Consider the following 19,305-nt stretch of genomic DNA (forward strand, 5'->3'; position numbering starts at 1 on the left):
ACTTTAACGAGGAAATAAACTATGGGAATCCGTAAGTACAAGCCGACAACCCCGGGCCGTCGTGGCTCGAGCGTTGCCGACTTCACAGAAATCACGCGGTCGACGCCGGAGAAGTCTCTGGTCCGTCCACTGCCCAAAAAGGGTGGCCGTAACAACACCGGTCGCATCACGACTCGTCACAAGGGTGGTGGCCACAAGCGCCAGTACCGCCTGATTGACTTCCGTCGTCACGATAAGGACGGCGTAAACGCACGCGTTGCTGAGATCGAATACGATCCCAACCGCACCGCACGCATTGCGCTCCTGCACTACGTTGATGGAACCAAGCGTTACATCATCGCCCCGAACAAGCTCAGCCAGGGCGACTTCGTAGAAGCCGGTGCGGCTGCTGATATCAAGCCTGGCAACAACCTTCCGATGCGCAACATCCCCGTGGGTACTGTTATCCACGCTGTGGAGCTGCGTCCCGGAGGAGGAGCCAAGATGGCTCGTTCAGCTGGTGCCTCGGTTCAGCTCGTCGCCAAGGAAGGCAAGTTCGCCCAGCTGCGTCTGCCCTCCGGCGAAATCCGCAACGTTGATGCGCGCTGCCGCGCGACCATCGGCGAAGTTGGAAACGCTGAGCAGTCCAACATCAACTGGGGTAAGGCTGGCCGTATGCGCTGGAAGGGCGTACGCCCGACCGTCCGCGGTGTTGTCATGAACCCCGTCGATCACCCTCATGGTGGTGGTGAAGGTAAGACCTCCGGTGGACGTCACCCGGTCAACCCGAACGGTAAGCGCGAAGGCCGTACCCGCCGTCCCAACAAAGAGAGCGACAAGCTGATTGTTCGTCGCCGCCGTACTGGCAAGAACAAGCGATAGGAGCCTGGAGACATGCCACGTAGCCTGAAGAAGGGTCCCTTCGTTGACCAGCACCTCTTTGTTAAGGTAGCTCGGGAGAACGAAAAGGGTACCAAGAACGTAATTAAGACCTGGTCCCGCCGCTCGATGATCGTGCCCGATATGTTGGGTCACACGATCGCCGTGCATGACGGTCGCAAGCACATCCCCGTGTTTGTTACTGAGTCGATGGTCGGGCACAAGCTCGGCGAATTCGCCGCCACGCGGACATTCCGCGGCCATGTCAAGGACGACCGTAAGGGCAAGCGCCGCTAGGCGCTTGTCAATACGGCTAAGACGAGAGAGAGATAGCAATGGAAGCCAAGGCAAGTGCGCGTCATCTGCGCGTAACGCCTATGAAGGCCCGGCGCGTCGTCAACCTGATTCGTGGCAAGCAGGCGAATGAGGCATTGGCGATTTTGAAGTTTGCCCCCCAGGCAGCTTCGGAACCGGTATTCAAGGTAGTCCAGTCCGCAGTGGCTAACGCCCGCGTTCTGGCAGATCGCGACAGCATCGCGTTCAACGAAAATGATCTGTACATCCGCGAAATCTTCGTTGATGATGGCCCCACCATGAAGCGGTTCCAGCCGCGTGCACAGGGCCGTGCATTCCAGATCAAGAAGCGCACCAGCCACGTCACAGTGGTTGTTGCTACCCCCGAGAAAGAGGAGGCTCGCTAAGTGGGACAGAAAGTAAACCCGCACGGTTTCCGTCTCGGGATCACCACGGACCACCGTTCACATTGGTTCGCGGACAGTAACAAGCCCGGCCAGCGTTACAAGGACTTCGTAAAAGAAGACATCCAGATCCGCGCACTCATGTCCACGGGCATGGACCGCGCCGGTATTTCCAAGGTTGAGATTGAGCGAACCCGTGACCGTGTACGTGTGGATATCCACACCGCACGCCCCGGTATCGTCATCGGTCGTCGTGGAGCAGAAGCAGACCGCATCCGCGGCGAGCTCGAAAAGCTCACCGGCAAGCAGGTTCAGCTGAACATCTTGGAAGTCAAGAACCCGGAAGCTGATGCTCAGCTCGTTGCCCAGGGCATCGCAGAGCAGCTGACTAGCCGTGTGGCGTTCCGCCGCGCGATGAAGAAGGCCATGCAGTCCGCTCAGCGCACCGGCAGTGTCAAGGGCATCCGTGTCGCTTGTGCTGGTCGCTTGGGTGGCGCTGAAATGTCACGCACCGAGTTCTACCGCGAAGGTCGTGTGCCCCTGCACACCCTGCGTGCCAACATCGATTACGGCTTCTTCGAAGCCAAGACCGTGTTCGGCCGTATTGGTGTCAAGGTCTGGATCTACAAGGGCGATGTCACGTCCAAGGAACTGGCTGCTCAGGCAGCTGCTGCTCCTGCTCGTGGCCGTGGCCCGCGTCGTGACGGCGATGACCGCGGAGCCCGCGGTCCCCGCGCCGGTGGCGACCGTCGTCGTAACGACCGTCCTGAGCGCACCGAGGCAGCTGCCGCGGTTGAGGCTCCTGTAGCTGCAGAGGTTGCAGCTCCGGTAGTAGAAGGAGGAGAGGCGTAAATGCTTATCCCACGTCGCGTAAAGCATCGTAAGCAGCACCACCCCGGTCGTTCGGGTCAGGCTACTGGCGGCACCACGGTTTCATTCGGTGAGTGGGGCATTCAGGCTCTCTCCCCGGCATATGTAACCAACCGTCAGATCGAGTCCGCTCGTATCGCCATGACTCGTCACATCAAGCGTGGCGGTAAAGTGTGGATCAACATCTACCCTGACCGTCCGTTGACGAAGAAGCCTGCTGAAACCCGCATGGGTTCCGGTAAGGGTTCACCCGAGTGGTGGATCGCAAACGTCAAGCCCGGCCGTGTTCTTTTTGAACTGTCCGGTGTATCAGAAGAGGTAGCACGCGAGGCATTGCGCCTGGCAATCCACAAGCTGCCGTTGAAAGCACGCATTGTGCGTCGCGAAGGTGGTGAGTAGAGATGTCAATTGGTTCCAAGGAACTTGCCCCTGCACAGCTTGACGGGTTTGACAATGCACGTCTTGTCGAAGAACTCCGTAAGGCTAAGGAAGAACTGTTCAACCTGCGCTTCCAGTCGGCCACCGGTCAGCTGGAAAGCCACGGTCGTTTGCGCGTTGTAAAGCGTGACATCGCCCGCATCTACACAGTGCTGCGTGAGCGCGAGCTGGGCATACGCCCGGACGTGGTTGCCGCTGCACCCGTGGAGAAGGCCTCCAAGAAGGCTGACAAGGACGCCAAGAAGGCCTCCAAGAAGGCTGAAAAGACTGAGGAGGACGCCAAGTGAGCGATTCTGTAAACAACACTGACAATGGCGTTGAGACGCCAGTTCGTAACGAGCGCAAGAAGATGCGCGGTTACGTTGTCTCCGACAAGATGGATAAGACCATCGTTGTTGAGGTCGAAGACCGTGTAAAGCATGCGCTTTACGGCAAGGTTCTGCGCCGCAACAAGAAGATCAAGGCTCATGATGAAGAGAACAGCGCCGGCATCGGCGACCTCGTTATTATCAGCGAAACCCGACCGCTGTCTGCAACCAAGCGTTTCCGCCTAGTTGAGATCGTCGAGAAGGCTAAGTAAACCTTTCAACACTTGTGTTGATTGATTACTAAATGTTGGGCCCGTTGCCACTTGTGGCAACGGGCCCAACATTGTTTAAAGTACAAGCTCGTCCCGTACGCCTGCGGACCTGTACGGCAGATGTGGGGGAGGTAACGCTTTTGGCGAGCTGCCAGCGTACCGTGAGGTTCCGCCGTCGTGCTAGGATTATTTATTGCTGCGCCTTTTCTGTGCCGCCGTTTTCGGTTGAGACAGATAGGTGCGCATTTACCTCGTAAATGCCTCGTGCCACTACAAACTGCCATCCGGTGCGTGAATTTTCATGCAATTCACCGGGACGGAAAGTGGAGTTGGCATGAAGTGTTTAGGCGTGTTTTGGCAAAATCCAGGCACGTTCAGAGACATCCCGACCAATACGTTCCGCAAGGCTTATCCATAGATGGTTTATGGCCAAGAACCAGCGCGACGAACAGGAGATACTAGTGATTCAGCAGGAGTCGCGGCTTAAGGTCGCCGACAACACGGGGGCCAAGGAAATCTTGACCATCCGCGTTCTCGGTGGATCTGGGCGCCGCTACGCAGGCATCGGTGACACCATTGTCGCCACCGTCAAGGATGCAATTCCCGGCGGAAACGTAAAGAAGGGTGACGTCGTCAAGGCTGTCATCGTTCGTACCAAGAAGGAACGCCGCCGTGCGGATGGTTCCTACATCAAGTTCGATGAGAATGCAGCTGTCATTCTCAAGGCTGACGGGGACCCCCGCGGTACCCGTATCTTCGGCCCGGTTGGCCGTGAACTTCGTGACAAGAAATTCATGAAGATCATCTCGTTGGCTCCGGAGGTGCTGTAACTTATGGCAAAGATCAAGAAGGGTGACCTGGTTCAGGTCATCACAGGCGCCAAGGCTGAGCGTGGCGGCGATCGTAACAAGCAGGGCAAGGTCCTGAAGGTATACACCGAAACCAACCGCGTGTTGGTTGAGGGCGTAAACCGCGTTACGAAGCACACCAAAGCCGGTCAGACGGAACGTGGCACCAACACTGGTGGCATCGAAATCGTCGAGGCACCTATTCATATCTCCAACGTTGCACTCGTGGACCCGTCCACGAAGAAGCCGACTCGCGTTGGCTACCGCACCGAAATCGTTGAGCGCGATGGCCGCAAGCGTGAAGTACGCATCCGCGTTGCCAAGGCCTCAGGGAAGGATCTGCCATGAGCGCCGCAGTAGCAGAGAACACACCTAAGATCACACCTCGCTTGAAGAGCCGCTACGCAGCGGAAATCAAGCCGGCCCTGATCGAGGAATTCACCTACTCGAACGTTAACCAGGTTCCGCGCCTGGTCAAGGTTGTTGTCAACATGGGTGTTGGAGATGCCGCTAAGGACTCCAAGCTCATTGACCACGCCGTTCGTGACCTCACCGCCATCACCGGCCAGAAGCCCCAGGTTTCCAAGGCGCGCAAGTCAATCGCTCAGTTCAAGCTGCGCGAAGGCATGCCGATTGGTTGCCACGCAACTCTGCGTGGAGACCGTATGTGGGAATTCCTGGACCGTTTGGTCACTCTTGCACTGCCCCGTATCCGCGACTTCCGCGGCCTCAGTGGCAAGCAGTTTGACGGCAACGGCAACTACACCTTCGGTTTGACCGAGCAGGTTATGTTCCACGAGATCGACCAGGATTCCATTGACCGCCCCCGCGGTATGGACATCACAGTCGTCACCACAGCCAAGACAGATGACGAAGGCCGTGCACTGCTCAAAGCACTCGGCTTCCCGTTCAAATCCGAAGATAAATAATCTACGTAAAAGGTCCGTTCGGCGGCGCCGGTGCCATGGAATCTGATTTCATAACGCCAGTGAATCGCGAAGGAAACCGTTACGAGGAAGGGCAAGCGCCCAAATGACAATGACAGATCCTGTCGCAGACATGCTTACGCGTCTGCGCAACGCAAACTCGGCACACCACGATACCGTGTCCATGCCGTTTAGCAAGCTTAAAGGCCACATCGCCGACATCCTCAAGGCGCAGGGTTACATTACTGCGTGGAAGGTTGAAGACGCCGAAGTTGGCAAGAAGCTGACCATCGACTTGAAGTACGGTCCCAGCCGCGAGCGTTCAATCGCTGGCCTGCGCCGCATCTCCAAGCCCGGACTGCGCGTTTACGCAAAGTCCACCAACCTCCCCAACGTTTTGGGTGGGCTGGGTGTCGCCATTTTGTCGACATCGTCAGGTCTGCTGACCGACCGTCAGGCTGCCAAGAAGGGCGTGGGTGGGGAAGTCCTCGCCTACGTCTGGTAGTAGAGAGAGAAGGGAAAGAACTTATGTCACGTATTGGACGTCTCCCCATCTCCGTGCCTGCCGGCGTAGAGGTCAAGGTTGAAGATAACCTGGTCTCCGTTAAAGGCCCGAAGGGAGCACTGCAGCTAACTGTTGCAAGCCCCATCACGGTTGCTCTCGAAGAGAACACCATCACCGTTAGCCGCCCCAACGACGAGCGCGATTCACGTGCACTCCACGGCCTCTCTCGGACCCTCATTGACAACCTGATCATTGGTGTCACTGCAGGCTACGAGAAGAAGCTGGAAATTGTTGGTACCGGTTACCGCGTAGTTGCCAAGGGCAATAACCTTGAGTTCGCTCTGGGCTTTAGCCACCCGGTTGTCATTGAGGCACCCGTTGGCATCACACTGGCAGTTGAGAGCCCCACTAAGCTCTCCGTGTCAGGCATTGACAAGCAGCAGGTGGGCGAAGTTGCTGCCAACATCCGCAAGCTGCGCAAGCCCGACCCGTACAAGGGTAAGGGCGTACGCTACGCCGGCGAAATCATCCGCCGCAAGGTCGGAAAGGCTGGTAAGTAACCATGGCACTATCCGTAAGAGGAAAGTCCAAGGCCGCAGCACGCGGCCGTCGCCACCTGCGTGTACGTAAGCGCGTCAGCGGCACCACCGTACGTCCGCGTCTGGTAGTTAACCGTTCAGCACGCCACGTATTCGTTCAGGTCATCGACGACACCCAGGGCCTGACCCTGGTGTCGGCTTCGACACTGGAAGCAGACCTGCGCGCATTTGACGGTGACAAGACCGCCAAGGCTAAGCGCATTGGCGAGCTTATTGCAGAGCGCGCCAAGGCTGCTGGCATCGAAGCTGTTGTCTTCGACCGCGGCGGTAACCGCTACCACGGCCGTGTCGCAGCTATTGCTGACGGCGCACGTGAAGGCGGGCTGGCACTGTGACCGAAAACATTAACAAGGAGAACACTGTGTCAGAAGCTACTGCAGCTGACGGTGCCGCGAAGACTGAGACAGCCGCAGGCGCAGACAGCGCCCGTGGCCGTGGCGGTCGCGACGGTGCTCGTGGAGGCCGCGAAGGCGGTCGCGACGGTGGCCGTGGCCGTGGTCGCGATGGTGGACGTGAGGCTGAAAAGAGCCAGTTCATCGAGCGCGTTGTCAACATCAACCGTGTTGCCAAGGTTGTCAAGGGTGGCCGTCGCTTCAGCTTCACCGCTCTCGTGATCGTCGGTGACGGTAACGGCATGATCGGTGTTGGCTACGGTAAGGCTAAGGAAGTTCCTGCCGCTATTGCCAAGGGTGTTGAAGAAGCCAAGAAGTCCTTCTTCCGCGTACCCATGGTTGGCAAGACCATTCCCCACCGCGTACAGGGTGAAGCCGCTGCCGGCGTCGTCATGTTGCGTCCGGCTGCAGCTGGTACCGGTGTTATTGCCGGTGGTCCGGTTCGCGCCATCCTGGAATGCGTAGGCATCCACGATGTTCTGTCCAAGTCACTGGGTTCCTCCAATGCCATCAACATTGTTCACGCAACTGTTGCTGCTTTGAAGTCCCTGGAAGACCCCAAGGCAGTTGCGGCTCGCCGTGGCTTGCCTTTGGATGAAGTTGCTCCGGCTGTGCTGTTGCGCAATATGCAAAAGGCGGGTCTGTAATGACTACACCTAAGAACATTCAGCCTTCTGAGAAGAAGCTGGAAATCACTCAGATCAGGGGCGTCATCGGCGTCAAGCAGAACCAGAAGGATTGCCTTCGTTCACTGGGCCTCAAGCACATCGGCGACTCTGTCGTTCGTACGGCTGACGCAGTGACCGCTGGCATGATCAACACGGTTCCGCACCTTGTCAAGGTTGAGGAGGCGAAGTAAAAGTGGCTGAGAAGAACACTGCTGAGACTGTTGAAAAGCAGAACGCACTGAAGGTCCACCACCTGCGTCCCGCACCCGGCGCCAAGACGGTTAAAACCCGTGTTGGCCGTGGTGAAGGATCCAAGGGTAAGACCGCAGGCCGTGGTACCAAGGGTACAAAGGCCCGCTACCAGATCAAGGCCGGCTTTGCTGGCGGCCAGCTGCCGCTGCACATGCGTCTGCCCAAGCTGCGTGGCTTCAAGAACCCGTTCCGCGTCGAGTTCCAGGTTGTAAACCTGGAGAAGCTGAACGAGCTCTTCCCCGAAGGTGGCGTTGTCACCGTCGAGACACTCGTTGAGAAGGGTGCCGTTCGCAAGAACCAGCCCGTGAAGGTGCTGGGCACCGGTGACATCACCGTCAAGGTTGATATCTCCGCTCACGCATTCTCCACAAGCGCAATCGAGAAGATCACTGCTGCAGGTGGAACCACCACTGAACTGTAAAAAGTTCACAAATGCGCACATCTAGCGATTAGACTCTTGGTGGGCGGGGCTCATGTTCCGCTCACCAAGGGTCTTTCGTTTAAGTGCGTGCGGGTTAGTTCTGTCCGCGACATGGGTAGATTTGCCGTCACAGTTACAGTGCGTGCCAGATCACCCACTAGACTCTTTCCTTGGGCTTCAGCTACGAGGCCACATTCATCACTACACGTCAGGAGGACGCTTGCTTACCGCATTTGGCCGCGCCTTTCGCACGCCTGATCTGCGACGCAAGTTGTTGTTCACGCTGGGAATTCTTGCCATCTTCCGCTTGGGCGCTTTTATCCCCTCGCCCGGAATTGATTACCGAAACGTCCAACAGTGCGTGAATGCTGCTGACACGAGCCAGGGCATCTACCAGCTTGTGAACTTGTTCAGCGGCGGCGCCTTGCTTCAGGTTTCCATTTTTGCTTTGGGAATCATGCCGTACATTACGGCCAGCATCATCGTTCAACTTCTTCGCGTAGTGATCCCCCGTTTCCAGGAACTGCACCAAGAAGGTGCTCAGGGACAGGGTCAGCTCACGCAGTACACGCGCTATCTGACCATTGCCCTTGGTTTGCTCAACGCCACCACCTTGGTCACTCTTGCCCGCTCTGGCCAGCTCTTCGCTGGTTGCGGCGCTGCAGGCACGCCCGGTGCGTTGATCCCCAATGACAGCCTGATCACGATTCTGCTGCTCATCATCACCTTGACGGCCGGTTCAGGCTTGATCATGTGGATGGGCGAGCTCGTCACCGAAAAGGGCGTCGGCAACGGCATGTCCCTGTTGATCTTCGTTGCCATTGCTGCCATGTTCCCCACCTCATTGGGTGCCATCTTGAAGACTCAGGGCTGGGGCACCTTCTTGACCGTCATGGTTGTGGGTCTTCTCGTTGTTGCACTGGTTGTGTTTGTTGAGCAGTCCCAGCGCCGTATCCCCGTGCAGTACGCCAAGCGTATGGTTGGCCGCCGTACCATGGGTGGCACTAGCACCTACATCCCGATCAAGGTCAACATGGCCGGTGTTATCCCGGTTATCTTCGCCTCGTCGATGCTGTACCTGCCGTCCCTGATTGCGCAGTTTGCCACACCGGCCAACAGCACTGATACGCCGGCTTGGATTGAGTGGATCAACAATTACCTCACCAGAGGAGACCACCCGGTCTACATGTTGATGTACTTCCTTCTGACAATTGGGTTCACTTACTTCTACGTGGCTATTACCTTCGATCCTGAAGAAGTCTCTGACAACATGAAGAAGTATGGCGGATTCATTCCCGGTATCCGTGCGGGGCGCCCCACACAGGATTACTTGCAGTACGTTATTTCGCGCATCACACTCCCGGGCTCCATGTACCTGGGTATTGTGGCCCTGATCCCGCTGATCGCTTTGGTCATGGTGGGGGCAAACCAGAACTTCCCATTCGGCGGCACCTCGATTCTCATTGTGGTTGGTGTTGGCTTGGAGACTGTGAAGCAGATTGATGCGCAACTCCAACAACGCCACTACGAAGGGCTATTGCGATGACAAGAATGCTGATTATTGGACCTCCCGGTTCTGGCAAAGGCACACAAGCTGATCGCATTTGCGGGGTACTCGGCATTGTTGCGATTTCCACTGGTGATATTTTCCGCGCCAACGTCAAGGGTGAAACACCCCTTGGTATTGAGGCCAAGAAGTACATGGACAATGGTGACTTTGTCCCGGACAGCGTCACCAACCGGATGGTTCGTGACCGGCTTGCGCAGAGTGACGTTGCGGAAGGCTTCCTCTTGGACGGCTACCCGAGGACCTCTCCCCAGGTAGACGAGCTGGATGACATTCTGGGCGCTGCCGAGGCTAGCTTGGATGTTGTTGTGCAATTGACGGCCGACGACGAGGAACTCGTCAAGCGCCTGTTAGGCCGCGCCGTGGAAACAGGGCGCAGCGATGACACTGAAGCTGTTATCCGTCACCGCTTGGATCTTTACCGTGAGCAGACAGAGGTTGTAGTGTCCCGCTATGCGGAGCGAGGCATTCTGGCCAAGGTTGACGGTTTAGGCGAGATGGATGATGTGACGGCTCGTATCATGGACGCTATCAACAAGGTCAAGGGCGAAGCCGCCTAGTAACACCTAAGTATTGACAGCCTTTGCCGCAAGGCCGGGGGTTGTGACGGAGGGCTCCTTCCCGCACTATGGGGAGGAGCCCTCATTTATTTTCTTATCGAAAGGCTTCTTTCATGGCGTTTGGCCAGCAAAGAATTGAATACAAGACCATTGACCAGATGCGCATCATGCACCGCAGCGGGCTGATCCTGGACGCAGCTCTGAACACCACCATTGGTGCCGTGGCACCGGGTGTGACCACGGGTGAACTGGACGCCATCTTCGCCGCTGAATTGAAGAAGGCCGGGGCCACCTCCAATTTCCTGGGCTACCATGACTTCCCGGCTAGCATCTGCACCTCAGTCAACGACGAGGTGGTACACGGCATCCCCGGTAACCGCGTCCTGGAAGCCGGTGACCTGATCTCCATCGATGGTGGCGCCATTGTGGAGGGCTGGCATTCAGATTCGGCCAGGACCACCATTGTTGGCGGCCCCACTGCCGAAGATCCTGCCGATCGCCGGCTCAGTGACATCACCGAGGAGAGCATGTGGTGCGGTATTGCCGCCATGGCAACAGGGAAGTATGTGGGTGATATCGGTGACGCAATTGACGAGTTCGTGGTGTCCCAGCCCGGCGTGGAACTGGGGATTCTAGAGGACTATGTGGGCCACGGTATTGGTTCTGCCATGCACATGGCCCCGGATGTCCTGAACTACTCCTCAAAGCACCGCGGTCCCAAGCTCAAGGCGGGCATGTGCCTGGCACTCGAGCCGATGCTGGTCCGTGGCGGATTAGAAACCGTTACTTTGGAAGATGACTGGACTGTTGTAACAACTGACAAGGCCCGTGCCGCGCACTGGGAGCACTCAGTAGCCATTCATGCCAAGGGCATTTGGGTTCTCACCGCGGCCGACGGCGGTGCACAGCGACTTGCGCGCTGGGGAGTCACCCCGGTAGCGCTGGACTGACCCCGACTCCTCCCAACGCTCGCAAGCTCGCCTCGGGTCCCTCGGAGCTGGGGGCCCACCCAACTCCTCCCAACGCTCGCCGTGCCCCTGCCTTGACGCAAATTCGTCAGGGCAGGGGCACAACTGTTTAAGCGTAGTTTCCCTTGTATCCATCTGGTGCTCACCGGATGTGTCAACACCATGCGTAACTTGGTCATTGCACCCGTGCGGAACCCCGCCATCAGGCGGGAGAGTTTGACCACGGGAAGACTAATGAGGGGAACGTGTATATGCGCATTTATGCCCACCGCGGGGTTTCAGCGCATCTGCCGGAGAACACGCTGGCGGCATTCTCTCGAGCCATTGACTTAGGTGTTGACGGCATTGAGCTTGACGTCCACCTCTCAGCAGAGAAAGTCCCCGTGGTGATCCACGATGAAACTGTGGACCGCACCACAAACGGCACCGGCAGAATCAGTGAATTCACGGCGGTCCAGCTTGGTTTGCTGGATGCTGGTCATGGACAGTTTGTGCCAACGCTGGACCAAGTGCTGGGCATGGCAGCTGGCAAGGTACGGGTCAACATCGAGCTTAAAGATGACACTTCCGTGGCCGCAGTGCTCGGCGTCATAGCCGAGCATCCTGGCCTTGACTGGTTTTGTTCATCAATGCAGTTCACCGCACTGACGCAAATGTGTGAGCTTGCCCCTGGCAGTGATTGCCAGCCAGCCACTTTTGGTTGGGAAATGAATGCTGACGGTGGGGGAGACCTCCAAGAATCCATAGACTTTGCACTTCTGCATAAAAGCACAGGGGTTTCGGTGTGGGAGGGGCTTCTGGACCACACCACCATAGACATGATCCACGCCAGCGGACTGAAAGTCTGGGCGTGGACGGTCAATGACACGGACAGGGCACACGAGCTGGCGAACATGGGTGTAGACGCCCTCTGCACCGATGATCCGGAACTGATTCGCACTGCGCTCTGCTCCGTTCCCACGCACGCCCGGCAGGTGGAATAGATGGCCGTTTTAGAAGCGGTTGCAGCCGACACGGCTAACCCAGTGGCCGCCGATGTCCGGCTTCCGGTTCCGGGGCGCAAAACCTTCTCCCCACGGGCGCGCCAAGAGGCTCTGGTGTTCCTCACCCTGGCACTGCCGAACCTGCTCCTGATTGCACTGTTCACCTACCGACCGCTACTGAGCAATATCTATTACTCCACGCTGGACTGGACACTGGGCTCTGTTGACGCCACGGTGGTTGGCTGGGGGAACTATGTGGAATTCTTCCACTCCGGTGATGCCGGTTCGGTACTTGGAACAACTGCGGTCTTCACCGTGGCCACCGTTGGGGGCGCCATGGTTCTGGGCTTGCTGGTGGCTGTTGCTCTGAATCAACAGATTCCAGGGCGCACACTAGCCAGGTCAGCGGTGTTTGCCCCTTATGTGCTGTCCGGAGTTGGCGTGGGCATGGTGTGGCTGTTTATCTTTGATCCCGTCTACGGGGTCCTCTCCTGGGTACTGAGAGGAGTGGGGCTGGCCAGCCCACAATGGATCAACGATCCCGCCCTGGCACTGGTGATGGTGATCCTTGTGTTCGTGTGGAAGAACCTGGGCTACTGCGCGATCGTCTACTTGGCTGGCTTGCAGTCACTGCCGCACGACGTCATGGAAGCCGCCACACTCGATGGTGCGGGTCCCCTGAGACGCTTCTACTTCGTGGTGCTGCCCTTGCTCTCGCCAACAACGTTCTTCCTGCTGATCACGAGCACACTCAGTTCCCTCCAGGCCTTCGACATCATCAAAATCATGACACCCACAGGAAATGGCACGGGAACGCTCATCTTTGAGGCGTACCTGCAGGCGTTTGGCGCATACAACAGGGCAGGCTATTCAGCGGCCATCTCGGTAGTGCTGTTCGTGCTGTTGCTGATCATGACGGGATTGCAATTGCGGTTCGTCGAACGGAAGGTACATTACGCGTGAGCACCACAACCCTGCCCCATGCCTTCTCTAAAGCCAACCTGGCGCGGACCATCGCCACGGGCTACCTACCGCTGGTACTGGCCACGTTTGTGGTTGTGGCGCCCTTGCTCTGGATGGTTCTTTCTTCCTTGAAAGGTCCCGGCGAGATTGTCACCACGCAGCTTTCTGTGCTGCCACGGAATACCACGCTTGAGAACTACGCCCAGGCCGCCACGACCGTGCCTTTTGTGCGGTTCTTCATTAACAGTGTGGTTGTCACGGTGATCGGCTCAAGTATCAAGTGTGCTTTGGCAATCCTGACAGCCTACGCCTTGGTCTTTGTCCGTTTTCCCTTCAAGAGAGCAATCTTTCTGGCCATCTTGGTGGCACTGATGGTCCCGCCCCAAGTTTCTGTGCTGCCCAACTACATCTTCATCGCGGGCCTGGATGGCTTGAACACGTACTGGGGCATCATCCTGCCGGGACTAGGGACTGCCTTCGGCACCTTTCTCCTGCGCCAACATTTTCTCTCACTGCCGCCGTCCATTCTGGAAGCGAGCGAGATTGACGGAGCTGGACACCTGCGCAGGTTGTTTCAGATAGTGGTTCCGATTTCCGGGCCCAGCATCGCAACTGTGGCGCTGGTGACAATCGTGGGTGAGTGGAATGACTACATTTGGCCGCTCATCGTTACCGACAAACCGGAAATGATGACACTTCCTGTTGGCTTGACGCTGCTCGCCAATAGCGACTCCACAGCTCAAGCCTGGGGTGTGCTCATGGCCGGTGCCGTGATAGTCATTGTGCCCATTTTGCTCATCTTCGCTGCACTCCAGCGCTTCATCGTTGACGGACTGACCCAAGGTTCCGTCACCGGGTAAGAAAAAAGTTTCCCCTTCCACAAGTTGTTCAGGAAAGAAAGAGAAATTCACTATGTCACGGATCATTAATCGCAGAAATTTCCTCACCGTCACAGGGCTGGGTCTGGGCTCAGTTGCACTGGCCGCGTGTGGAGGACCTAGCACGGGCGGCAATGTACCGGCCGCCATGAATACTGACTGGGCCAAGGTGACACCGGCAGCCAAGATCACGTTCATGTCCAGCCACCCGGGGAAGTCAGCCGATATTGAAGCGGCACTGATCGCGGACTTTGAAGCGGCCAACCCCGGCATCAAAGTTGAGTTGATCACCGGAGGGGCCAACTACGAAGAGGTTGCACAGAAGTTCCAGACCTCCCAGGCCGGGAACAATGTGCCCGATGTTGTGGTGGCCTCAGATGTGTGGTGGTTCCGGTACGCCTTGGCAGAAACTGTCATGCCACTGGATGAGCTTCTGGCTGTGGTGGGGGACAAGAGTGCGGGGTTCAACGCGACGCTCTTTGGCGATTACAAGTACACGGACAAGCATTGGGCCGTCCCTTACGCTCGCTCCACACCCTTGTTCTACTACAACAAGGACCACTTCGCGGCGGCGGGACTGCCTGATAGGGCTCCTGCCACGTGGGAAGAATTTGCACTGTGGGCGCCAAAGATCCAGGCTGCCAATGCGGGCAACAAGGGCTACCAGCATGCCTACCAATATCCGGCACTAGCCGGATATGCGGGATGGACGTTGCAGAACGTACTGTGGGGCCAGGGCGGGGGATGGTCCAAGGAGTGGGAAATCACAGCGAATTCAGAGGCCTCCATCAAAGCCATGACCTGGGTACAGGAGAGCATCACCAAAGACAAGTGGGCAGGTGTCTCCTCAAAAGATGCCGTCTCAGACATGAGTGCCGGAGCTGTCAGTGCCACCGTGAGTTCCACAGGGGACTTGGTGGGAACACTCGAAGCCGCCAAAACAGCGAAAATGAACATTGGTGTTGGCTTCCTGCCAGGGGGCAGCGTCTCCGCCTCGCCAGTCTGCCCCACAGGCGGGGCAGGGCTGGTTATTGCGGCAAAGACGTCCCCCGAACGGCAGCTGGCGGCAGCAAAGTTTGTCTCCTTCATCACCAACGCGGCAAACACTGCACGGTTCTCCGCAGCAACAGGCTACATGCCGGTTCGCGATGATGCAGACATGACTGCCGTACTGGCCACCACTCCCCAAATACAGCTCGCACTTGACCAACTAAAGGTCACACGAAGCCAAGACTACGCCCGCGTATTCCTCCCCGGTGCGGACCTGGAAATGGCAAACGCAGCCGCGAAAATCATGAATGAGAAAGCCGATGTCGCCACAAGCCTGGGTGAACTTCAAGAAAAACTGGAGAGCATCTACACCAAGACTGTTCAGCCGAAGTTGAAGGACTGAGCCCTTCCGTGCCCGGCCCCGCGTACCCACTGTTGGAGAACAGTGGGTACGCGGGGCTGGGCGCTTTTTGTGGAGCATCAGGCTGCGGTGCACTGGTGGCAGATCCGGGTGCACGGCATAATCGTGGCAGGCAACCCGGCACAACAAAGGAGTCCAGCTGATGTCACAGGACAAGAAAAAGCCGTCACGGCAGAGCACCATCACTGATGTGCCAGGCATCAGGGTGGGGCAGGCCCAGCGGCGCACCGACGGCTGGTTGACGGGGGTGAGCGTAGTTTTACCACCCCCGGGCACCATCGGTTCGGTGGATGTCCGTGGCGGCGGCCCCGGCACCCACGAGACGGATGCGCTGGATCCCACCACCATGGTCGCTACGGTGGATGCGGTGGCGCTGACAGGTGGCAGCGCCTACGGACTCGCAGCCGCTGGGGGAGTGCAGCAGTGGTGTGAGGAAAATGGCAGGGGGTTCGCGGTACCAGGGGGAGTGGTGCCCATTGTCCCTGCCGCAGCCATCTTCGATCTGGGACGCGGAGGCGATTTTTCTGCCCGGCCCAACGCCGCCATGGGGTATGAGGCGGCACTGGACGCGGCAAGCTCAACGGAAGGGGCCGACGTCGTCCGCGGGAACGTGGGTGCCGGAACCGGGGCAGCCATTGGGGCAGGAAAATATAAGGGTGGGCTGGGCACAGCCGCCATCAGGCTGACGGGTGAGAATGCCCACATTGTGGTGGGTGCCCTTGCCGTGGTCAACGCCGCAGGCATCCCCTGGGTGCCGGGTGCACAAAGCGTGCCGGCGGAGGAGGGGCTGAATACCACGTTGGCAGTTGTTGCCACCAACGCCACTCTCACGGCGGCGCAGGCCAAACGCACTGCCACCGCAGCCCACGCCGGCATGGCCCGGGCGCTTAATCCCGTGCACACGCTGGCTGACGGCGACACCATCTTCACGCTGGCAACCTGTGTGGATGTTTTGGCGCCGCATCCGGCATTCCCCCTTGCACCGCTCATTGAACTCCAAAGTGCCGCGGCTGAGGCCGTGCGCCTGGCCATTTTGGATGGTGTGGCCCAAGCCGAGGCCGTTCAAACCCCGTGGGGGATCCTGCCACGGTTCCCTGACGGGACGCCACAGGGCTCAATTTAACTTAATTGGCACTATGCACTAGAGTAGGTTGTTGGTTGTCTGTGCCTGCTCTATTGTGGGGCGCCCAGCAAACGCAGGTGTTATGCCAAAGCGTCGCTGAGTAATTGCAGGCAAACAATAAATCAGTAGCAAATCGAACGCCGGACTGACTCAGTTCCTTCCAGGAGCTGCACAAGCCGGCGCAACAAAGTTAGCGGAGGATATGGCCAAGAAAGACGGGGTCATTGAGATCGAGGGCGTTGTGACGGAAGCGCTGCCCAACGCGATGTTTCGTGTTGAGCTGACGAACAAGCACATCGTTCTTGCCCATATCTCAGGGAAAATGCGCCAGCACTACATTCGTATCCTTCCTGAGGACCGAGTTGTGGTGGAGCTTAGCCCATACGACCTTACCCGTGGTCGTATCGTCTACCGCTACAAGTAACCACAACTGCAATCACGCAAAGGAACGCCATGAAGGTTAAGCCGAGCGTCAAGCAGATCTGCGATAAGTGCAAGGTGATTCGCCGTAACGGTCGAGTCATGGTGATCTGCGAGAACCCGCGCCACAAGCAGCGCCAGGGCTAATTTCCCTTTTGGGAAATCCCGGGCTTTTGCTCACGCAAGTAAATTAATAAGGCAGCACAAGTTGGGCGAAGGCGAATTTTTTCGCAACCGTACAACGGACCCCTGGTCGGAGGCCAGGGCCGCATTCACAAAATGTGCGGGTGTACTGTCTACGACCTCCGGTTTACACATTGGAGCAGCCAAATATGGCACGTCTCGCTGGCGTAGACCTTCCCCGCGAAAAGCGGCTGGAAGTAGCGCTTACATACATCTACGGCGTGGGCAAGACCCGTGCAAAGAAAGTCCTGGCCGAAACGGGGATCTCCCCGGACGTCCGTGTCAAGGACCTTTCTGACGCTGAACTCGTTCAGTTGCGTGACAACATCGAGGGTAACTACAAGGTTGAGGGTGACCTTCGCCGCGAAGTAGCAGCTGATATCCGCCGCAAGGTTGAAATCGGCAGCTACCAGGGTATCCGCCACCGTCGTGGCATGCCCGTGCATGGCCAGCGCACGAAGACCAACGCACGTACCCGCAAGGGTCCGAAGCGTACCGTCGCAGGCAAGAAGAAGGCCGGCAGGTAGATCCCGCTAGCCGGTTGGGAAGTCTACTTGCGTAGCCTTCACAAAAACTGGCAAGCGTGGGCCCATGCCCGTGCCGCCCCCTTATTAAACTTTCGTAGGAGAATAAAATGCCCCCAAAGACTCGTGGAGCGGTTCGTAAGCCGCGTCGCAAGGATAAAAAGAATATTGCGCTGGGCCAGGCGCACATCAAGAGCACCTTTAACAACACCATCGTTTCCATCACGGATCCGAACGGTGCGGTCATCTCATGGGCTTCTGCCGGTGAAGTTGGCTTCAAGGGCTCGCGTAAATCAACTCCGTACGCTGCACAGATGGCTGCTGAAGCAGCTGCCAAGCGCGCACAGGAGCATGGTCTTCGCAAGGTTGACGTTTTCGTAAAGGGTCCGGGTTCGGGCCGCGAAACGGCTATCCGTTCACTGCAGGCTGCTGGCCTCGAAGTTGGCTCCATCTCGGATGTCACGCCCAGCGCCCATAACGGCTGCCGTCCGCCCAAGCGCCGTCGCGTCTAGCAGTTCTTGAGCAGCAGAGTTGGCCTTCACCTCATGGTGGAGGCCAACTGCGCCGCCATTAAGTTCTGTCAGCCGTCATTTCCACTACCTGTGTTGCGTCATATAGCGGATGCTCGCTGAAAGGAAAACCCAGTGCTCATTGCACAGCGCCCCACCCTATCTGAAGAAGTAGTTTCCGAGAATCGCTCACGGTTCATTATTGAACCGCTGGAGCCCGGCTTCGGTTACACCCTGGGAAATTCACTGCGACGGACCCTGCTGTCCTCCATCCCTGGCGCTGCTGTCACCAGCATCCGCCTCGATGGTGTTCTGCATGAGTTCACCACGGTTCCCGGTGTTAAGGAAGATGTCACTGAGATCATCCTGAACATCAAGGGACTCTCCGTGTCTTCGGAGCATGACGAGCCTGTCGTCGCCTACCTGCGCAAGCAGGGCCCTGGCGTTGTTACGGCTGCTGACATTGCCCCGCCGGCCGGTGTGGAATTCCACAACCCCGACATGCACATTGCCACCCTGAACTCGAAGGGTAAGTTCGAGCTCGAACTGACCATAGAGCGCGGTCGCGGCTATGTTTCGGCTGCCCAGAACAAGAACGTAGATGCCGAGATTGGCCGAATCCCGGTTGACTCGATTTACTCACCCGTTCTGAAGGTGACCTTCCGCGTGGAGGCCACCCGTGTTGAACAGCGCACTGACTTTGACAAGCTGATTGTTGACGTAGAGACCAAGCAGGCCATCTCCCCGCGAGATGCCATTGCCTCTGCCGGCACCACGCTGGTTGAACTCTTTGGTTTGGCCCGCGAGCTGAACACTGCTGCTGAAGGTATTGAGATTGGCCCGTCCCCGACGGATGCCGCTCTTGCCGCAGACATGGCCCTGCCGATCGAGGACTTGGACCTGACGGTCCGTTCCTACAACTGCCTCAAGCGTGAGGGCATCCACTCCGTGGGTGAACTCGTTGCTCGCTCAGAGGCTGACCTGATGGATATTCGTAACTTCGGTGCGAAGTCCATCGACGAGGTAAAGGCAAAGCTGGTTGAGCTTGGTCTGTCCCTGAAGGATTCCCCTCCAGGATTTGACCTGGCCGCCCGTGCCGCAGCCCTTGATGAGAACGACGACGCATTTGGCGACGACGAGCTCTAAGCCGAACAACAATTT

29 protein-coding genes are annotated in these 19,305 nt (G+C 57.8%); all 29 read left to right on the forward strand.

The features are described 5' to 3' along the window. Window positions 1-21 precede the first annotated feature (21 nt). The 29 genes from rplB (at window position 22) to CVS29_RS06850 (ending at window position 19,290) form a co-directional block, all read left to right on the forward strand. Entirely contained in the window at window positions 22-861 is an 840-nt protein-coding gene (gene rplB / locus CVS29_RS06710; protein WP_110105558.1) for a 50S ribosomal protein L2, read from the forward strand. 12 nt (window positions 862-873) lie between these two features. Continuing rightward, window positions 874-1,155, forward strand: a complete 282-nt coding sequence (gene rpsS, locus CVS29_RS06715; protein WP_110105559.1) for a 30S ribosomal protein S19 — start codon at window positions 874-876, stop codon at window positions 1,153-1,155. 38 nt (window positions 1,156-1,193) lie between these two features. After that, complete coding sequence (gene rplV / locus CVS29_RS06720) at window positions 1,194-1,559, forward strand: 50S ribosomal protein L22 (RefSeq protein WP_110105560.1); 366 nt, start codon at window positions 1,194-1,196, stop codon at window positions 1,557-1,559. Next, window positions 1,560-2,408: a 30S ribosomal protein S3 gene (gene rpsC, locus CVS29_RS06725; RefSeq protein ID WP_110105561.1), complete on the forward strand. Its 849-nt coding sequence runs from the start codon at window positions 1,560-1,562 to the stop codon at window positions 2,406-2,408. Beyond that, on the forward strand, window positions 2,409-2,825 hold the full coding sequence (gene rplP, locus CVS29_RS06730) for a 50S ribosomal protein L16 (RefSeq protein ID WP_038464683.1): 417 nt from the start codon (window positions 2,409-2,411) through the stop codon (window positions 2,823-2,825). A 2-nt stretch (window positions 2,826-2,827) separates the two neighbouring features. After that, a complete protein-coding gene (rpmC, locus tag CVS29_RS06735) occupies window positions 2,828-3,151 on the forward strand; it encodes a 50S ribosomal protein L29 (protein ID WP_110105562.1) in 324 nt (107 codons plus the stop codon). A gap of 62 nt (window positions 3,152-3,213) precedes the next feature. Continuing rightward, on the forward strand, window positions 3,214-3,444 hold the full coding sequence (rpsQ, locus tag CVS29_RS06740; RefSeq protein WP_082369419.1) for a 30S ribosomal protein S17: 231 nt from the start codon (window positions 3,214-3,216) through the stop codon (window positions 3,442-3,444). Window positions 3,445-3,905: 461 nt separating this feature from the next. Continuing rightward, the gene (gene rplN / locus CVS29_RS06745; protein WP_062286641.1) at window positions 3,906-4,274 is read left to right on the forward strand and encodes a 50S ribosomal protein L14; all 369 of its coding nucleotides are present in this window, start codon (window positions 3,906-3,908) and stop codon (window positions 4,272-4,274) included. A 3-nt stretch (window positions 4,275-4,277) separates the two neighbouring features. Next, window positions 4,278-4,640: a 50S ribosomal protein L24 gene (gene rplX, locus CVS29_RS06750; RefSeq protein WP_110105563.1), complete on the forward strand. Its 363-nt coding sequence runs from the start codon at window positions 4,278-4,280 to the stop codon at window positions 4,638-4,640. After that, the gene (gene rplE / locus CVS29_RS06755) at window positions 4,637-5,221 is read left to right on the forward strand and encodes a 50S ribosomal protein L5 (protein ID WP_110105564.1); all 585 of its coding nucleotides are present in this window, start codon (window positions 4,637-4,639) and stop codon (window positions 5,219-5,221) included. Before rplX ends, rplE begins: the two co-directional genes overlap by 4 nt. Before the next feature lie 103 nt (window positions 5,222-5,324). Continuing rightward, entirely contained in the window at window positions 5,325-5,723 is a 399-nt protein-coding gene (gene rpsH / locus CVS29_RS06760) for a 30S ribosomal protein S8 (RefSeq protein WP_110105565.1), read from the forward strand. Window positions 5,724-5,746: 23 nt separating this feature from the next. After that, window positions 5,747-6,283 carry a 50S ribosomal protein L6 gene (rplF, locus tag CVS29_RS06765; RefSeq protein WP_110105566.1) on the forward strand — a complete coding sequence of 179 codons (537 nt, stop codon included), beginning with the start codon at window positions 5,747-5,749 and terminating at the stop codon, window positions 6,281-6,283. A gap of 2 nt (window positions 6,284-6,285) precedes the next feature. After that, entirely contained in the window at window positions 6,286-6,657 is a 372-nt protein-coding gene (rplR, locus tag CVS29_RS06770) for a 50S ribosomal protein L18 (RefSeq protein WP_110105567.1), read from the forward strand. Further along, on the forward strand, window positions 6,654-7,361 hold the full coding sequence (rpsE, locus tag CVS29_RS06775) for a 30S ribosomal protein S5 (protein ID WP_110105568.1): 708 nt from the start codon (window positions 6,654-6,656) through the stop codon (window positions 7,359-7,361). The genes rplR and rpsE overlap by 4 nt, the downstream gene beginning before the upstream one ends. Beyond that, window positions 7,361-7,573, forward strand: coding sequence for a 50S ribosomal protein L30 (gene rpmD / locus CVS29_RS06780; protein WP_110105569.1), 213 nt, complete (start codon window positions 7,361-7,363; stop codon window positions 7,571-7,573). Before rpsE ends, rpmD begins: the two co-directional genes overlap by 1 nt. Window positions 7,574-7,575: 2 nt before the next feature. Next, window positions 7,576-8,055: a 50S ribosomal protein L15 gene (rplO, locus tag CVS29_RS06785; protein WP_110105570.1), complete on the forward strand. Its 480-nt coding sequence runs from the start codon at window positions 7,576-7,578 to the stop codon at window positions 8,053-8,055. 220 nt (window positions 8,056-8,275) lie between these two features. After that, a complete protein-coding gene (gene secY / locus CVS29_RS06790) occupies window positions 8,276-9,601 on the forward strand; it encodes a preprotein translocase subunit SecY (protein ID WP_110105571.1) in 1,326 nt (441 codons plus the stop codon). Further along, entirely contained in the window at window positions 9,598-10,182 is a 585-nt protein-coding gene (locus CVS29_RS06795; protein WP_110105572.1) for an adenylate kinase, read from the forward strand. The genes secY and CVS29_RS06795 overlap by 4 nt, the downstream gene beginning before the upstream one ends. Window positions 10,183-10,295: 113 nt before the next feature. Next, on the forward strand, window positions 10,296-11,132 hold the full coding sequence (gene map / locus CVS29_RS06800; protein WP_110105573.1) for a type I methionyl aminopeptidase: 837 nt from the start codon (window positions 10,296-10,298) through the stop codon (window positions 11,130-11,132). 269 nt (window positions 11,133-11,401) lie between these two features. After that, window positions 11,402-12,133 (forward strand): glycerophosphodiester phosphodiesterase, encoded by a 732-nt coding sequence (locus CVS29_RS06805; RefSeq protein ID WP_110105574.1) that lies wholly within the window; start codon window positions 11,402-11,404, stop codon window positions 12,131-12,133. Then, entirely contained in the window at window positions 12,134-13,096 is a 963-nt protein-coding gene (locus tag CVS29_RS06810; RefSeq protein WP_179442477.1) for a carbohydrate ABC transporter permease, read from the forward strand. Further along, entirely contained in the window at window positions 13,093-13,956 is an 864-nt protein-coding gene (locus CVS29_RS06815) for a carbohydrate ABC transporter permease (RefSeq protein WP_245932095.1), read from the forward strand. Before CVS29_RS06810 ends, CVS29_RS06815 begins: the two co-directional genes overlap by 4 nt. Before the next feature lie 52 nt (window positions 13,957-14,008). Continuing rightward, entirely contained in the window at window positions 14,009-15,367 is a 1,359-nt protein-coding gene (locus CVS29_RS06820; RefSeq protein ID WP_110105575.1) for an ABC transporter substrate-binding protein, read from the forward strand. Window positions 15,368-15,527: 160 nt separating this feature from the next. Next, the gene (locus CVS29_RS06825; protein ID WP_110105576.1) at window positions 15,528-16,508 is read left to right on the forward strand and encodes a P1 family peptidase; all 981 of its coding nucleotides are present in this window, start codon (window positions 15,528-15,530) and stop codon (window positions 16,506-16,508) included. Between the two features lie 202 nt (window positions 16,509-16,710). Further along, window positions 16,711-16,932: a translation initiation factor IF-1 gene (gene infA / locus CVS29_RS06830; RefSeq protein WP_009358723.1), complete on the forward strand. Its 222-nt coding sequence runs from the start codon at window positions 16,711-16,713 to the stop codon at window positions 16,930-16,932. Window positions 16,933-16,961: 29 nt separating this feature from the next. Further along, the gene (gene rpmJ / locus CVS29_RS06835) at window positions 16,962-17,075 is read left to right on the forward strand and encodes a 50S ribosomal protein L36 (protein ID WP_011775570.1); all 114 of its coding nucleotides are present in this window, start codon (window positions 16,962-16,964) and stop codon (window positions 17,073-17,075) included. A gap of 185 nt (window positions 17,076-17,260) precedes the next feature. Beyond that, window positions 17,261-17,638, forward strand: coding sequence for a 30S ribosomal protein S13 (gene rpsM, locus CVS29_RS06840; protein ID WP_103464846.1), 378 nt, complete (start codon window positions 17,261-17,263; stop codon window positions 17,636-17,638). A 107-nt stretch (window positions 17,639-17,745) separates the two neighbouring features. Beyond that, window positions 17,746-18,147 carry a 30S ribosomal protein S11 gene (rpsK, locus tag CVS29_RS06845; protein ID WP_038464649.1) on the forward strand — a complete coding sequence of 134 codons (402 nt, stop codon included), beginning with the start codon at window positions 17,746-17,748 and terminating at the stop codon, window positions 18,145-18,147. 132 nt (window positions 18,148-18,279) lie between these two features. Further along, entirely contained in the window at window positions 18,280-19,290 is a 1,011-nt protein-coding gene (locus CVS29_RS06850) for a DNA-directed RNA polymerase subunit alpha (protein WP_110105577.1), read from the forward strand. Window positions 19,291-19,305: the final 15 nt, after the last annotated feature.

Origin of the sequence: Arthrobacter psychrochitiniphilus (assembly GCF_003185915.1) — a bacterium.
Lineage (GTDB): Bacteria > Actinomycetota > Actinomycetes > Actinomycetales > Micrococcaceae > Specibacter > Specibacter psychrochitiniphilus.